At 38.8% G+C, this 15,491-nt stretch carries 13 protein-coding genes; 6 read left to right on the forward strand and 7 right to left on the reverse strand.

The window, feature by feature from the left end; genetic code table 11:
• Positions 1-398: 398 nt before the first annotated feature.
• A complete protein-coding gene (locus IQ274_RS16160; RefSeq protein ID WP_194142856.1) occupies positions 399-2,000 on the forward strand; it encodes an alkaline phosphatase D family protein in 1,602 nt (533 codons plus the stop codon).
• A 125-nt stretch (positions 2,001-2,125) separates the two neighbouring features.
• On the opposite strand, the gene IQ274_RS16165 is transcribed toward IQ274_RS16160, so the two are convergent.
• From IQ274_RS16165 to IQ274_RS16195, 7 genes are all read right to left on the reverse strand, one after another.
• Positions 2,126-2,377 carry a hypothetical protein gene (locus IQ274_RS16165; RefSeq protein ID WP_194142857.1) on the reverse strand — a complete coding sequence of 84 codons (252 nt, stop codon included), beginning with the start codon at positions 2,375-2,377 and terminating at the stop codon, positions 2,126-2,128.
• A 27-nt stretch (positions 2,378-2,404) separates the two neighbouring features.
• Positions 2,405-2,998: a Uma2 family endonuclease gene (locus tag IQ274_RS16170; protein WP_194142858.1), complete on the reverse strand. Its 594-nt coding sequence runs from the start codon at positions 2,996-2,998 to the stop codon at positions 2,405-2,407.
• A 28-nt stretch (positions 2,999-3,026) separates the two neighbouring features.
• Complete coding sequence (locus tag IQ274_RS16175; protein WP_322745237.1) at positions 3,027-3,389, reverse strand: PIN domain-containing protein; 363 nt, start codon at positions 3,387-3,389, stop codon at positions 3,027-3,029.
• A 35-nt stretch (positions 3,390-3,424) separates the two neighbouring features.
• The gene (locus tag IQ274_RS16180; protein ID WP_194142859.1) at positions 3,425-3,784 is read right to left on the reverse strand and encodes a CopG family transcriptional regulator; all 360 of its coding nucleotides are present in this window, start codon (positions 3,782-3,784) and stop codon (positions 3,425-3,427) included.
• A gap of 62 nt (positions 3,785-3,846) precedes the next feature.
• Positions 3,847-4,878: a GTPase gene (locus IQ274_RS16185; protein WP_194142860.1), complete on the reverse strand. Its 1,032-nt coding sequence runs from the start codon at positions 4,876-4,878 to the stop codon at positions 3,847-3,849.
• Between the two features lie 153 nt (positions 4,879-5,031).
• Positions 5,032-5,346, reverse strand: coding sequence for a hypothetical protein (locus IQ274_RS16190; RefSeq protein ID WP_194142861.1), 315 nt, complete (start codon positions 5,344-5,346; stop codon positions 5,032-5,034).
• A gap of 219 nt (positions 5,347-5,565) precedes the next feature.
• Complete coding sequence (locus tag IQ274_RS16195; RefSeq protein ID WP_194142862.1) at positions 5,566-7,779, reverse strand: phosphoketolase; 2,214 nt, start codon at positions 7,777-7,779, stop codon at positions 5,566-5,568.
• 189 nt (positions 7,780-7,968) lie between these two features.
• Between IQ274_RS16195 and IQ274_RS16200 the strand changes: the two genes are divergently transcribed.
• The 5 genes from IQ274_RS16200 to IQ274_RS16220 all read left to right on the forward strand — a co-directional run bounded on the left by IQ274_RS16200 (position 7,969) and on the right by IQ274_RS16220 (position 15,442).
• Entirely contained in the window at positions 7,969-9,351 is a 1,383-nt protein-coding gene (locus IQ274_RS16200) for a cytochrome P450 (protein ID WP_194142863.1), read from the forward strand.
• 489 nt (positions 9,352-9,840) lie between these two features.
• Positions 9,841-11,217 carry a cytochrome P450 gene (locus IQ274_RS16205; RefSeq protein ID WP_194142864.1) on the forward strand — a complete coding sequence of 459 codons (1,377 nt, stop codon included), beginning with the start codon at positions 9,841-9,843 and terminating at the stop codon, positions 11,215-11,217.
• A 102-nt stretch (positions 11,218-11,319) separates the two neighbouring features.
• Positions 11,320-12,078: a DUF2993 domain-containing protein gene (locus IQ274_RS16210; protein ID WP_194142865.1), complete on the forward strand. Its 759-nt coding sequence runs from the start codon at positions 11,320-11,322 to the stop codon at positions 12,076-12,078.
• A 104-nt stretch (positions 12,079-12,182) separates the two neighbouring features.
• On the forward strand, positions 12,183-13,877 hold the full coding sequence (crtO, locus tag IQ274_RS16215) for a beta-carotene ketolase CrtO (RefSeq protein WP_114081230.1): 1,695 nt from the start codon (positions 12,183-12,185) through the stop codon (positions 13,875-13,877).
• Between the two features lie 821 nt (positions 13,878-14,698).
• The gene (locus IQ274_RS16220; RefSeq protein WP_163932245.1) at positions 14,699-15,442 is read left to right on the forward strand and encodes a tetratricopeptide repeat protein; all 744 of its coding nucleotides are present in this window, start codon (positions 14,699-14,701) and stop codon (positions 15,440-15,442) included.
• Positions 15,443-15,491 lie beyond the last annotated feature (49 nt).

Below are 15,491 nucleotides of genomic sequence, written 5' to 3' on the forward strand. Positions count from 1 at the left end.
TTTTATGAAAGCGTAGACATTTAGCGGCTTATCATTAAAGGCTATTTCTCAGGTAAATTTTAATTAGGGTGCGTTAGTCTAAAGCAATAACACACAATTTTTATAGCGATGTGTTAAGCGCTACAAGCGTCTTTTTAGCTGCAAATTACATCAAAATATTCACTTAATAAAAAGGTTAAAATATAACCTTTTTATTGATGTTCTCTTTCTATTTAATATTAAACCAAGACCACTAGTAACAAGAGTACCACCTAATATTGTAGACTCAGGTACTTTATCTGTAAGACACACATTAAAAAATTTTATTAACCCTTAGATAACTAAATCTTTACTTTTTATTATAAAAAAAGTGGTAGAAGCTTATTTTGTAATACTTTTTAAAATTGCCATTATTTAATATGGAATCTCATAACCCATTGAGGCTAAACCGTCGCCAGTTTTTGCTACGTTCAGCGATTACGGCAGGTGGAATTATATCCACAAATTTGGCATCAAAATCACAAGTTTTTGCTGAAGCGCCTGCAATTATCACCTCAGATAAAATGCGTCCTGCTATACCTTACGGCGTAGCTAGCGGAGATATTTCTAACGATAGTATTGTCATTTGGAGTCGTTGCGATCGCCCCGCCAAAATGATCGTAGAATACTCTACCAGCGAATCTTTTAGAAATGTGCAGCGAGTTGTCGGGCCCAATGCTTTACAAAATAGCGACTTTACAGCACGACTTTATCTGAGAAACCTGCCACCAGACCAACAATTATTTTATCGGGTAATCTTCCAAGACTTAGATTATAAAGGCACTTACAGCGCTCCTGTCAAAGGCTCTTTCCGAACTCCCCCCAAATTTGGGCGAGATATATTCTTTGTTTGGGGTGGCGACACCGCCGGTCAGGGATGGGGAATTAATCCTGATTTTGGTGGGATGAAAATTTACGAAACCATGCGTCAACTTAATCCCGACTTTTTCATTCATTCTGGCGATAATATTTATGCTGATGGCCCCATTCAATCAGAAGTGAAGCTAGACGACGGCACAATCTGGAAAAACATTACCACACCAGAAAAATCAAAAGTAGCAGAAACTCTTACAGAATTTCGTGGCAACTATATTTACAATTTGTTGGATGAAAACATCAAGCGTTTCAACGCTGAAGTTCCGATATTGGCACAGTGGGACGACCACGAAACAAGAAACAATTGGTATCCTGGACAAATTATCCTCAATGATGACCGTTATACAGTTAAAGATGTTAACTTGCTAGCTCAAAGAGCAAGGCAAGCATTTTTGGAATACCTGCCTATTGGGTATACAAATAATGAGCCAGACAAAACGAGAATTTATCGCTCCTTTAAGCATGGCCCATTATTAGATATTTTCATGCTGGATGAGCGTACCTATCGGGGGCCGAATAGCCCTAATAATCAGCCAGTACCCAGTAAAGATACAGAATTTGCGGGTAGAACACAAATACAATGGTTAAAAAGGCAATTGCTGTCATCAAAAGCAACATGGAAAGTGATTGCTAGTGATATGCCTCTGGGATTGATAGTTAGAGATGGTAGCACAAACTTTGAAGCTTGGGCTAACGGAGACGGCCCGGCTTTAGGAAGAGAACTGGAACTTGCAGATTTACTCAGATTTATCAAAAATAAGAATATCCAGAATGTTGTTTGGTTAACTGCTGATGTACATTATGCAGCAGCCCACTATTATGACCCCAGCAAAGCACAGTTTACAGACTTTAAGCCTTTTTGGGAGTTTGTCGCCGGGCCTCTGAACTCTGGCACATTTGGGCCAAACCAACTAGAAAATACCTTTGGCCCCCAATTGATATTTCAAAGCCTTCCTCCAGGTACAAAAGCAAATCGTCCCCCAAGTGAAGGTTTGCAATTCTTTGGAGGAGTCAAAATTGATGCTTATACAAAGGTGATGACTATAACATTGCGTAACTTGGCTGGGGAGACTGTTTACAGTGTAGATTTGCCGCCAGAAAAATAAATCATCCAAAGCGTGGCGAACTATTAAAACAAGGGGTAAAATCCCCTTGTTTAAGGTAAACAAATTCTCTTTTCTCGGTGTACTCTGTGCCTCTGCGGTTGATTAAAAATTGTAGTCAGAGTAAGTTACCCATGAATATGAAGAAATAGGGAATAACCACTGGCAGCAAAAATAAAAAGGATAGCCGCAGGAAAAATTACTACATCCCTGACAATAAATAAAATCCAATCTTTTCTTAGTTCTTGTTTAAATTTAAGTTCTCTCAGCTTTCGCTCAAGTTCTACGTCTTCTTGTGACTGCAAACTTTCAGGTGATAAAATTAATGGATTGTCGCCTGTACTGGCAATTATTTTTGATAAATCTGTTCTATCTGTCATGCTATTTAGACACCAATAATTAAAATATTACTGTCGAATTTCTTTAATAAACTCTGTCCTTGCTTCAATTATTGAAGGCATTAAAACGTAACGTTCTAACAAATTTATATCTAGTTCTGGTAGTAATTGACTTTGAGTAACTTGCTCATAGTTATCATTATTGAGATGATATACAGATAACTGATTATTTTCCCAAAACCAGACTTCAGTAATTTGAAACCGCTTGTACTTTTCTAATTTATCTATGCTGCCACTGGTAATATTTACTTCAATTGCTAAATCAGGATTTTCTTTTTTCTGCCCTATATAATAAGATTCATCAGGTTCAAATGAAGCACCCTTTTCTTTAGCGCGACGAGTAGCACTACCTACAGGGATAAAATTTATACCTTTCTCAAAAAAGTAAGCTTCCAGCAATATAGCGATTACTTTTTTTAGCATCTCATGTTGTTCACCAAGAGTCATAAATTCTACACACCCATCAAGATAAGATATCCGCAAACCTGGCGCATCTGCTGTTAAGGCTTCAAGTTCCTCAAATTCTTCCCAAGTGTAATGTCCAGGTAAAAGAAATCTCTGTTCTTGGAGGCTGGTGATTTTATCTAGGGTTTGTGGAGTCATAGTTAATATGCCTACTTTTGCTAAGTTTTTAAGGCAGAATCCAGTTTTCAAATTTTAATCCATTGATGCGTTCGTAGTGACGAGTATTGTTTGTGACTAAGGGGTAATCTTCTGCAAGTGCAACACTAGCAATTAATAAATCAAATTCAGCAATTATTTGTCCTATTCTACGGAGTTCTGCCTTTAATTCACCATACTTTTTCAGAGCAGGATTAGTTAAAGGTAGAACGGGTAAGTTTTGAATAAAGTCTTCTGCACAAGTTAAATTTTCCACTATTCGTTGAGAATTATAAGCACCAAAATACAACTCAGCAACTGTGATGCTACAAATATAAATTTGCTCCCATCCTATTTCTCTAACTTTAGTTCTGACTGAATTAATATCTTTAATTCAATAAATACAAGTATCGGTATCAAGTAAATAAGTCATAGACTAATATCATTGTTAGAAATAGTCCGGCTATCATAAATGTCTTTGACTATTTCCTCAGCAGTACGTTCATCTTCCCAAGGGCCAAGCCTTTCCATAAATGTGTCTAGTGGATGAGGTTTTGGCTGCTGTTCAGACGAGAGGATGATTTCATTCACTATCAATTGATTTGCTTCTGGAACTCCTAATTTTTTGGTTTCCTCTTTAGCTATAACCATAATTTGCATCAAGGTTATAGCCTGACGCAGAACATCACTTTTACTTGTGCCTATTTTATTTGCTAGTTCGTCTAGTATCTGATTTAGTTCAGGCGACAAATCTAAGTTTAAGCGAACCATCTTTTGAATGTTAGTCATGGTTCCATCATTATGTAAAATCTTAAGTACATTATAATTGGCTGAGGCTGCAAGATTGATTTTTAACTAAAAAAGTAAAAAATACCTCCTAAAGCAGCACCTACTACACCACCAATTGCAGCACCAATTGGCCCACCAGCTACTGCTCCAATAGTTGCACCTGCCACTGCTAAGGCTGGAATAACCTCTATAATTTTTTGCTTAATTAATTCTTTTTGTATGCTATTAAATATAAAATCATTAGCATCAAATTCACGATTTTCATCTTTATCTTGAGATTCGGATGGATTATAAAAAGTCCAGTTTGGATCTCTATTATTTTTATGAGATTGTGTTTTATTTATTCTAGAAGCAGTTGCCATCAAAAAAGGGATTGCACCTCTTTCAGACATTCTTATAAATACTTGCGTATACAATTCTTCTAACCATCTTTTACCATCTGGTGTTGTTTGACTTTTATTATCTACAGCAACTGAAGGGATTTTATTTGCAATTTCATGACCTATATGTTTTGCAATTTCATCTCTAATACGCTTAGTTCTTTCCCGTAATTCTTCTAAATAGTCGTCAGCTTTATTAGCGCGTGTAAAAATGATTACAGAATGTTCCCAAACTTTTGGTGTGAATGCTTCTGAAATAATTTGTATACCTTTTTTTTCATCCTCACCAACTCTTGAGTCATCAAGACGAGTTACAAACCAAAGTAAATCTATTTGCTTCACTTGATTTTGAATTAATTCTATATACTTTTGGTTATTTCCTTTTTCTGGGATATCATCACACAGTCCAGGCGTATCAATTATTGAACATTTAACACCATTTATTTCATGCTCATATTCCTGAACTTCCATTGTTGTAGCATCATATTTGCCTACAGGAGCAATTTCCTGATTCAGTAATGAATTAACAGTACTAGATTTACCAACACCTGTTTTACCTAGTAAAAGAAATACGAATTTTTTGTCTTTAGATAGCTGTAGTTTATCAATTAATAAACTTAATAATTCTCCAAAAGAAGAAGATATAGATTCTTTGCTTTCTGCCAACTTCTTTATAATTTCATCCACGAGCTTTTTAGCTGTCTCATTAAGCATATAGTTTATATTTCTAGTTAGTTTTTATACATACTAATGCATTGAAAGCATAAAAATAACCGTAAATATACGCTTCAAAATACCAATCTACTCGGCATCTATCCACGTATATATCCGGTTAAAAATCAGACTTTTCTACTTACAAAATCCAGCTTAATACACTAACCCGATCGCACTTTTACTCAAGTCTCCACATTCCCCACGCTTCCAGATAAAAATATCACCCTTCGTCCTAGCTACAAAAATCAAGTTTTGCGACTTGTAAACTAAGTTTCTGACTACAAAAGTAGCTTTTGCGACATCAAAAGTAGCTTTTGCGACATCAAAACTAGCTTTTGTGACTTCAAAACTAGCTTTTGCGGCATCAAAACCAGCTTTTGCGACATCAAAACTAGCTTTTGCGACATCAAAACCAGCTTTTGCGACATCAAAACCAGCTTTTGCGACATCAAAACTAGCTTTTGTCAAATAATTTCAGCAAATCTACTCCCATTTTTCCTGCTTGCTAAGTTCTCTTCAATAAAAAAACGCAAATATACGCATTCCGACGCAATTTTCAGCGTTTCTATACGTATAAATGCGATAAAAGTAGAACAATTCCAGCTCTATTTAATGGGCGTTGCTGAATCTAGGGATGAAACGCAAAGGAAAATTCAATAAAATCATCCCATATTTATGCAACATCATTTAATGAACTAACGCGATCGCACGTTTCGTTAACGCTTCAGCAGTCAATCCATTAAATGCCATCAACTCACCAGCACTCGCGGTAGTCTCCCCACGCTTCCACGCAAAGGTGTCGCGCTTCGCTGTACTCCGTAACAGAATTGGTTCTAGCATCCCCGCAGCACCACCAGTAACTGCAATTAGGGCATCGCCATCAAATAATTCGGCAAATGCTGCATCATCCAAGAAACCGCCTTCGGGTTCAGAACAAGTATCCCAAGCAGTATCATGGCTACGGTACAAATGCCGAGGATTGATCACAGAAACAATCTTCGCACCAATACCTTCAGTTTCTAAGAAAGCAGCAGCTTCAAATACTGGTATTAATGTTAAATCGCCAATTACAGCAAACACTACTTGTTTATCACCAGCGACTTCATGTAATAGCACTGCACCATCGCGCAAACCTTGACGAGTTTGTTCTAAAGTTGTGCGAATTGGCAATGGTGATTTACTTGCAGTAATCACAACTCCCTTATTCTTAGTTTTCAATGCCCAGTCATAACAAGCTTGAATACTATTAGCATCAGGTGGAAATAATGGGAAAACATTTCCATTTCGCATCAACGAAGCAAAGTAAGCTTCAATTTCTGGACGTTGGTGAGTCCAACCATTGCGCCCTTGCTCTAATGCGCCTGCTGTGAATAAAGTAATAGTCGAGGGAGTTTGACGGCGCAATTCTGCCATTGCTTGGGTTACAGTTTGCCAAATTGGTAATCCGTTGATGGCAAAAGATTCGTAAGAACACCACAAAGTTCTCGCACCCATTAACGCTAAACCCGCAGCTAAACCGGCACAAGCATCTTCACTCAATGGTTCATAAACTTGTCCATTTGGTGCTTGGTTATATAAGTCGTCGGTTGTGGGGTGGATAATCTTTAATGCTTGGTTGATATTAGCAATTCCAGATGCTTCATTACCATCGGCGTTGGTGACAAGAAAATTCCGATCTTTATTTCCAACTATTCCTACCAATCGTCCCATTGCGGTTGTGGAAACTTTTGGTTCGCCACCAACTGCATATTCTTCTAAAGGTAATTCGCCTAATTCTGGCAATGGAAATTCAAATTCTGTCACTACAGTTTTCGCTGCTGGGCCACCACCGGCGCGTTCGGCATTTGTTCTGACTAATTGCCAAGCTTCCGCAGACAAAGCACGGGTTTGCAATGCACTGACAATATGCGGCGCATCCAACGTATCTTTAGGATACAGGTTGTGAGATTTTGCCCCGCGCGCGTGGACTCCTGCACCTTTGAGTTGTTTAATAATGAAGACGGTAAGTTTACCACCTAACGCCGATCGCGCTGCTTTATCTACACCCGAAAGTACTGCTTGTGTAAATTCTAGACGTTTCTCAAAGGAAAAGGCGGTGCTATCAACGTAATCCCCTGGTTGGTTTTGCTCGTCGAAATCTTTAGCATCCACTAACACGACTTCATCAAAACCGTTACCTTGCCAATATGCCTGCATCTGTTCATTGGTTTTGAGGGAAACCATGCTGTGATGTTCTTGGCTGTAACCGTTCCACACCAACACTGGCAAGAAGTTGGTGGCAGCAGGATAAGCAGTATGGAAGTGAGCGATCGCACTTACAATATAAGGCTCACCCAATCCACCATCACCAACTGTAAAGGGGAACAACTTATCTTTGTGTAATAGTGCAGCCGCCATTGCAAAGTGTTGTCCTTGTCCCAAAGGCCCCGCAGGTGCGAGAATACCGGGGATGTAACCAGACAGGTGTCCTAAGAGTCCGTGCTTTTCACGGAAGCGATCGCGCAATTGTTGGACTGTAAAAATTCCCATGTCCTCTAGCGAACGATCCAAGAACATGGCACTATAAAATCCGGGGGCGTGGTGTCCCACTTCAGTAATAATGTTTTTGTATCCCAGCATGACAAGAGATGCGTAAGCTTCTGCTTGGCTGGCGAATCCGCCGGGATGCCCAGAAGCCTTGCTAGCGGTAACTTGCAAAGTCAGGTAGCGCAGGGCATCGGCAGCTAGTAAAGTTTGATATACAGCTGCTTTGTCTGTGGTCGATGCGATCGCTACTTTGCCCGACTCGATAGCAGGTGTTGCACCATAAGTTTCAAAATCTGGTAACGCTTCACCAAAATATTGAATTCCTTCAGAAAAATTGGGAAGCGCTGAAGATGCTTTTGTGGAGATTGCAGTCATGCTGAGTACCTTGTGACGATGAGATGAAACTGTAGATGCTCGTTGAATTTAACAAAAATTTTACATCTTTCAGGCTGTAACAGTTTATTGCTTTTTTGTACCCTCAGTATAAGTAACTCCAATCAACAGAAATTTATAAGTTGCAGTTAGTTAAAGTAAGAACAAGATATAAATTAACAAAAGAGTTTTATGAAATTACCAAATGGCCCGCAAAGCCCACCAGTTATGCAGATGCTACGCTGGATTACCAGCCCCATGTCATTTATGGAAACTTGTGCCAAAAGATATGGGGACATGTTCACCATCAGGTTAGACAGCAAATCTCCGCCACTGATATTTGTCAGTAAACCTGAAGTGCTAGAGCAGATTTTGACAAACGATACCAAGGGGTTAGAAGCACCTGGTGATACAAATGCGGTGTTTGAATCTTTGCTTGGTAAGCATTCTGTGATTACCATTAGTGGTGCGGAACATCAACGCCAACGGCAGTTGTTATTGCCACCTTTTCACGGTGAAAGGATGCGAAGCTATAGTCAAATAATTAGTGATATTACCGAGAAAGTCATTAGCCAACACCAGATAGGGCAACCTTTCAATATCCGGTCTGTTACCCAAGCTATTACCCTGCGAGTGATTATGCAAGCTGTGTTTGGGCTAGATGAAGGCCCACGCGCCGAAAAATTACAGCATTGTTTGGCTGAAATGCTGGAAAAAGGAAGTTCTGTGTTGAGTGCCGCTTTGCTTTATTTTCCAGCTTTGCAAAGGGATTTTGGCCCGATTAATTTCTGGGGAAAGCAGATGCGCCGACAGCAGGCAGCTGACGAACTTATATACGAAGAAATTCGAGAACGTCAAGAACAACCAGACCCATCACGCACAGATATCCTCAGCTTACTCATGGCAGCTAGGGATGAAGCAGGTCAACCAATGACTGATGAAGAGTTACGCGATGAATTAATGACTTTGTTGGTCGCAGGCCATGAAACCACAGCAACAGCCTTAGCATGGGCATTTTACTGGATTCAAAAAATACCATCAGTACGCCAAAAGTTACTGCAAGAACTAGATAGCTTGGGTGATAACCCAGATCCTGGCACCATTTTTAAATTACCCTACCTCAACGCTGTTTGTTCCGAAACTTTGCGAATTTACCCAGTAGCAATGCTGACCTTTGCCAGAGTAGTCAGAACACCTCTATCTTTGGGTGGCTACGAACTTGAACCAGGTATAGGTGTTATTGGTTCAATTTACTTGACCCACCACCGAGAAGATTTATACCCCGAACCTAAGCAGTTTAGACCAGAACGCTTTTTAGAACGGCAATTTTCTCCCTATGAATATTTACCTTTTGGGGGTGGTGCAAGACGCTGTATTGGTCTAGCATTTGCCCAGTTGGAAATGAAGCTAGCACTCGCCAAAATCCTTTCCACCCGCGAATTAGAACTAGTTGACAATGGTGACGTGCGACCTAAACGCCGTGGTTTAGTGACAGGCCAAGATCGTCCCATCCAGATGGTTGTCACCAGCCAACGTCAGGTAAAGTCTCCCATCCTACAGACAACCACTGTTTGATGCTGGGGGGTTTGATGGTTGCGTTCAGGGAACCTTCAACTTTCATCTATATATTTAGATAGATTTTCAATGCTTTTAAATAATCCCCCATAGTCCTCTTTTAAGGAGATTTATGGGGGATTTTAATATATTGCAACTGTAAAAAGAATGAGTTTTAAAACCGAGTACATATAGCAATACCAAATCTTTTAACATCACCAAAAGACGTATTTTTCGTGGATATATACCAAAATAATTGAGTAAGCTTCTTCTATAAATACCTCTAAAAATTTGGTAAAAAATATTATTATTATCTTTGTAAAACTTCATGTTAATGCTTTGTAAGCATGATTAACTTAGCGGTAATTAACTCCCGAACATCTCCCCAAAGTATTAAAAATGTTTGCTCTAATTCCCTAATGAAAAATTAAGCCTAGGAAGGATCTAGGCTTACCTCAAGCGTATTGAATTATTTGCAGCTTACTAAACCCTAAAAGTATGGAATAAATAATGAAAATACTTCATAGTCTAACCACACCAGCATTGCTGCAAACTCTGCAATTAATTGCTCAACCCACAAAAACTTTAGAAAAGTATGCTGCGAAGTACGGTGATATTTTTACCATGCGGGTAATGGGTTTAAAGTCACCACCGATAGTATTTTTTAGCCATCCCCAAGCAATTAGTGATTGTTTTGCCATCCCTGCACACAAGTTAGATTTTAAGAAAGCAACGCATGTGTTTAAACCCTTGTTTGGAGAGAATTCTATTGTATTTCAAGAAGCGCGATCGCACCAACAACAACGGCAGCTATTGTTACCAGCATTTCATGGCGATAATTTAAAATCTTATGGACAAGCAATTTGCCAAATTACTGAAAAACTTACACAAAGTTTGACATCAGGTGTAGATATTTTTATACACAAATTAATGTCAAATATCACTTTAGAAATTATCTTACAAGTGGTGTTTGGTATTACTCATGGTGCGCGTTATCAACAATTAAAAGAACAATTGAGTTCTTTATTAGAAGATGTAACTAAACCTTGGTATTCTAGCTTGTTTTTCTTTCCTTTGCTTCAACAAGATTTAGGCGCATGGAGTCCTTGGGGAATTTTCTTAAAAAGACGAGAGAAAATTGACAAACTCATCTATGCAGAAATTTCTGAAAGACGTTGGCAAAATGATGCTATGCGTACAGATATTCTCAGTATGCTGATGTCAGCGCGTGACGTAAATGGCCAACAGATGACAGATGAGGAATTACGCGATCAACTAGTTTCATTATTGCTGTTAGGTTATGAAACTACATCTGGTGTATTAGCCTGGATATTTTATTTAATTCACTCTCATCCAGAGGTTAAACATCGGCTAATGCAAGAACTAGATACTTTAGACAATCTCACAAATTCTGAAGCAATTGCACAATTACCTTATCTCACCGCCGTTTGTCAAGAAACACTGCGAATTCATCCTATCGCTTTAATTTGCACACCACGAATGGTAAAAGATAGTGTGGAAATTATGGGGCAGAAATTTACATCAGAAACAGTTTTAGTTCCCTGTATTTATTTAGCACATCGCCGAACCGAGACTTACCCTGAACCAGAACAGTTTCGTCCAGAAAGATTCCTCAACCAAAAATTTTCACCTTACGAATATTTACCCTTTGGTGGAGGTTATCGCGGTTGCATTGGTGCAGCATTTTCTATGTATGAACTAAAATTAGTAACAGCCATAATATTATCTCATTTTGAATTAAGCCTTATTGATAAACGTCCATTGCATCCAGTCCGTCGTGGTATTACAATTGTCCCTAGCGGCGGTGTAAAAATGGTTGTTACCAAAAAGGCAAAACTTAAAAGACAAACAATACTTTCTACTTGATTACTCAATCCTCCAATTTGCATATACCGCAATGTAGATCCGCTCCTTAGCATCTAGACTTTACAGTAACTAGTAAGAGGACATTTAGGAGATTACTAATTCATGTCTGACGAGCATCGGTTGGAGGAAAAATTTTTATCTCAGGAAGCTGAAAGAAGAATATCTGAAAAGCTAGATGAGGCCGAAAAAATAGAAATAGATGTACAAACCGATCTGTTGAAAATAGTTCAGGGGCAGGCGGATGGAGTTTCGATTGCAGGCCAAGGATTAGTGATCGAAAAAGATGTTCGGGTACAGGAAATAAAACTGCAAACAGAAAGTATTGCCATTAATCCCTTAAGCGCTATTTTTGGTCAAATAGAACTGAATGAACCAGTAAATGCTATTGCTCGCATTGTACTCACAGAAGTAGATATGAACCGCGCTTTGGCATCAGATTTTGTTAGCAGTCAGATGCAAGATTTTGATTTGGATGTAGATGGCAAAATTGTGAGTTTTAAGGCACAAAAAATTGAAATATTTTTACCTGGTGATGGAAAAATAGAATGTCAGGGAAGAGTGCTGTTAAAAGAGATGGGAAATACTCGCCTTTTGGCTTACACTGCGATCGCACGTCCACGGACTAGTTCACAACCCGCGATGCTGGAGAGTTTTAACTGTACTGAGGGAGGAGGAATTTCCATAGAAGTAGTTACTGCTTTAATGCAGAAAGCAAAAGAATTGATGAACATACCATATTTTAAATGGGAAGATATGGTGTTTCATATTAAAGATATAAAAGTGGAAACTGGTAGTTTAATACTGATGGTAGAAACTCAAGTGAGGCAAATACCATCATCGTCAAATTTCTCATCTACTTAGTAGAATCAACATTAATTAAAGATAATTTTTGTTACTGAAGGATGATGTAAAAGTAATAAAATGTTTCTACTATTTAGAAAGCTACTTATTTCTAAATTCCAACTATGCAAGAGTATGATGTTGTGCTGATCGGTGCTGGACACAATGGGTTAGTTTGTGCGGCTTACTTGTTGAAAGCTGGTTATAGCGTTCTGTTATTGGAAAAGCGTTCTGTTCCAGGTGGTGCAGCAACAACTGAAGAATGTTTACCGCAAGAGGCTCCTGGATTTAAATTTAACTTGTGCGCTATTGACCATGAATTTATTCACTTGGGGCCGGTTGTTGAAGAATTAGAACTAGAAAAATATGGCTTGCATTATTTGGAGTGCGATCCAGTTGTTTTCTGTCCTCATCCTGATGGCAAGTATTTCTTAGGGCATAAGTCGTTAGAAAAAACTTGTGCAGAAATTGCTCGTTATAATGAACGTGATGCCAAAAAATACGCAGAATTTGTAGACTTTTGGCAACGAGCAATCGGTGCAATGATTCCGATGTTTAATGCACCGCCAAAGTCAATTATAGATATCGTTGGCAACTACGATATCAAAAAATTCAAAGATTTATTTTCGGTTATTGGTTCGCCAAACAAAACGCTGGACTTTATTCGCACTATGTTGACCAGCGCTGAAGATTTGCTTAACGAGTGGTTTGATGAAGAATTTCTAAAAGCGCCACTAGCCAGATTAGCATCAGAACTTGGTGCGCCACCATCGCAAAAAACCCTTGCCATTGGTGCAATTATGATGGCGATGCGTCATAACCCTGGCATGGCCCGACCTCGTGGCGGAACTGGTGCATTAGTGCAAGCTTTAGTGAATTTAGTCACAAGTAAAGGTGGCGTTATTCTCACAGATCAACATGTTGAAAAAGTTTTAATTGATGATGGCAAAGCTGTTGGTGTGCGGGTTGCTGGTGGTAAAGAATATCGCGCCAAATACGGGGTTATATCTAATATTGATGCCAAGCGATTGTTCTTACAAATGACTGATAAAAGCGATGTTGATGGAGCCGACCCTGATTTATGGGAAAGATTAGAACGCCGCATCGTTAACAACAACGAAACCATCCTCAAGATAGATTTAGCTTTAGATGAACCACTGCATTTTCCACACCACGCCCACAAAGATGAATATCTCGTTGGCTCTATCTTGATTGCCGATTCCGTGGCTCATGTAGAACAGGCTCATAGTAAATGCACTTTGGGAGAGATTCCTGATGCTGACCCATCAATGTATGTGGTGATGCCTAGTTATTTAGATCCAACATTAGCACCACCAGGTAAGCACACTGTATGGATTGAGTATTTTGCCCCTTATCAAATTGCTGGTGCAGAAGGCACTGGTTTAAAAGGTACTGGCTGGACAGATGAATTGAAAAACAAAGTTGCAGATAGAGTGGTTGATAAGTTGGCAGACTATGCACCAAATGTCAAAAGTGCAACTATCGCCCGTCGTGTAGAAAGTCCAGCAGAACTAGGAGAAAGATTAGGCGCATACAAAGGGAATTATTATCATGTTGACATGACTTTAGATCAGATGATATTCTTCCGTCCCTTACCAGAAATAGCCAACTATAAAACGCCAATTGATAATCTATTTTTGACTGGTGCTGGTACTCATCCAGGTGGTTCGATTTCGGGAATGCCGGGACGCAATTGTGCCCGCGCTTTTTTACAAGCAAAACATCCTATTAGCCAAACCTTGAAGGATGCAAGAGATTCGATTAAGTCAACTGTCGAGTCAGTGTTTGGAATTAATTAGGCGTTACAAAGATAAAGCCTCATTATTATCTATTTCTTGCCTTCATGTCTTTGTACTGAAAACATAATTTTGGTATCACAAAGATATGAAGGTATTATTTAAAGTATTGTCTTAGATTAAGAATCTGTTTCGATGTTTGTTCGTGCAACGTGGCGTAGACGTACTTATTTGCGTGGGTAGAAAAGAGGCAAGAGGCAATAGGAAAGAAGGTTTTTTAGTTGTACGGAGTTTTTTTTTAAATAAAATATGAGTCCTATAGACTTTACAACCAATAAGTTACATTGATAGACTTCTCATAATTTTTGCAAATATAACGCTGATAGTCATCATTGAGAATCAGTTATTGGCATCCCCCCAACGACAGATGTTAATCTGATGCGGTTTTAAGTTGCATAGTTTCAATCGCTAACAAAGAGGCAAAGACGTAATTTGAATGATGATTAGCTTAGATAAATGCTTGAAAAATGAAGCAACTAACATCATTGTTTAGCGAAAACTATTACGATCGCCTATGGCGGGTGGTACACCATTGCACTCTTAGAAAATTACCAAACACTTGCGATGTCTACAACAGGCGACATTTAGCCAATATATACAACACAAATAATTGTTTTTTTAATGAAATAGGTACTAAGTAATTGCTTTATGTAGATTTAATATGATAATCTAGCCTACGCTTGATTTTAATAAACATCTATGCGTCGTTAACAAAGCTCTTTCTGAAAAGATAAGTGAATTAATGCGTAAAAACTAGTGTATTTTGATAATACTCAAAAAAAGAACGAATTTTAACATCATCTCATAAGTTTTGTAGGTACAGCATGATTGTTCAGCGCTGCTTCGTTGCATCTGGTTTGATAGCTTTCTTCGCATTTGGTTGTAATGGTGGGGCAAACTCATCAATAGAAAATACTACACAAGTTGTCCAAGAAAGTAATGTAACCCAGCTTTTCGTAGAAGCGAAGGCTACCCAAAAAGCAGAAGACTTTTTTCATCAAGGTAATAATTTATTAGATGGACAACGTTATGAAGATGCAATAAAAGTCTACGATAAAGCGATCGCCATCAAAGTTGAGAGTTCTGAAGCTTGGATTAACCGTGGCATAGCTTTAACATCGTTGCAACGCTACAAAGATGCTCTTGCATCTTACGATAAAGCGATCGCCATCAAACCCGACAAATATGAAGCCTGGTATAATCGTGGCATAGCTTTGACATCGTTGCAGCGCTACAAAGACGCGATCGCATCTTACGACAAAGCGATTGCTATCCAACCCAACAAATATCAAGCCTTAATTAACCGAGGCATAGCTCTGACAAAGCTACATCGCTACCAAGACGCGATCGCATCTTATGATAGAGCGATCGTCATCAAGCAAGATTTGCACCAAGCATATTACAATAAAGCTTGCTCTTATGCTTTACAAAGCAATCTGGAATTAGCAATTGAGAACCTAGACAAAGCAATCAAGCTTGTTCCTGATAAATACAAAAAATTAGCAAAAACTGACCCAGACTTTAGCAAAGTGCGTAGTGAAAAGCAGTTTCAAGAATTAATCCAATAGTATTTTATCACTACAACTCAGTGTAGAATATAAGCCTGCTGTAGAAAGG

It is taken from the genome of Nostoc sp. LEGE 12447 (assembly GCF_015206985.1).
Lineage (GTDB): Bacteria > Cyanobacteriota > Cyanobacteriia > Cyanobacteriales > Nostocaceae > Nostoc.

Excerpts from the sequence above, each read along its gene's own strand:
- IQ274_RS16160 (WP_194142856.1), top strand. The coding sequence starts at position 399 with ATGGAATCTCATAACCCATTGAGGCTAAACCGTCGCCAGTTTTTGCTA.
- IQ274_RS16165 (WP_194142857.1), bottom strand. The coding sequence starts at position 2,377 with ATGACAGATAGAACAGATTTATCAAAAATAATTGCCAGTACAGGCGAC.
- IQ274_RS16170 (WP_194142858.1), bottom strand. The coding sequence starts at position 2,998 with ATGACTCCACAAACCCTAGATAAAATCACCAGCCTCCAAGAACAGAGA.
- IQ274_RS16180 (WP_194142859.1), bottom strand. The coding sequence starts at position 3,784 with ATGACTAACATTCAAAAGATGGTTCGCTTAAACTTAGATTTGTCGCCT.
- IQ274_RS16185 (WP_194142860.1), bottom strand. The coding sequence starts at position 4,878 with ATGCTTAATGAGACAGCTAAAAAGCTCGTGGATGAAATTATAAAGAAG.
- IQ274_RS16195 (WP_194142862.1), bottom strand. The coding sequence starts at position 7,779 with ATGACTGCAATCTCCACAAAAGCATCTTCAGCGCTTCCCAATTTTTCT.
- IQ274_RS16200 (WP_194142863.1), top strand. The coding sequence starts at position 7,969 with ATGAAATTACCAAATGGCCCGCAAAGCCCACCAGTTATGCAGATGCTA.
- IQ274_RS16205 (WP_194142864.1), top strand. The coding sequence starts at position 9,841 with ATGAAAATACTTCATAGTCTAACCACACCAGCATTGCTGCAAACTCTG.
- IQ274_RS16210 (WP_194142865.1), top strand. The coding sequence starts at position 11,320 with ATGTCTGACGAGCATCGGTTGGAGGAAAAATTTTTATCTCAGGAAGCT.
- crtO (WP_114081230.1), top strand. The coding sequence starts at position 12,183 with ATGCAAGAGTATGATGTTGTGCTGATCGGTGCTGGACACAATGGGTTA.
- IQ274_RS16220 (WP_163932245.1), top strand. The coding sequence starts at position 14,699 with ATGATTGTTCAGCGCTGCTTCGTTGCATCTGGTTTGATAGCTTTCTTC.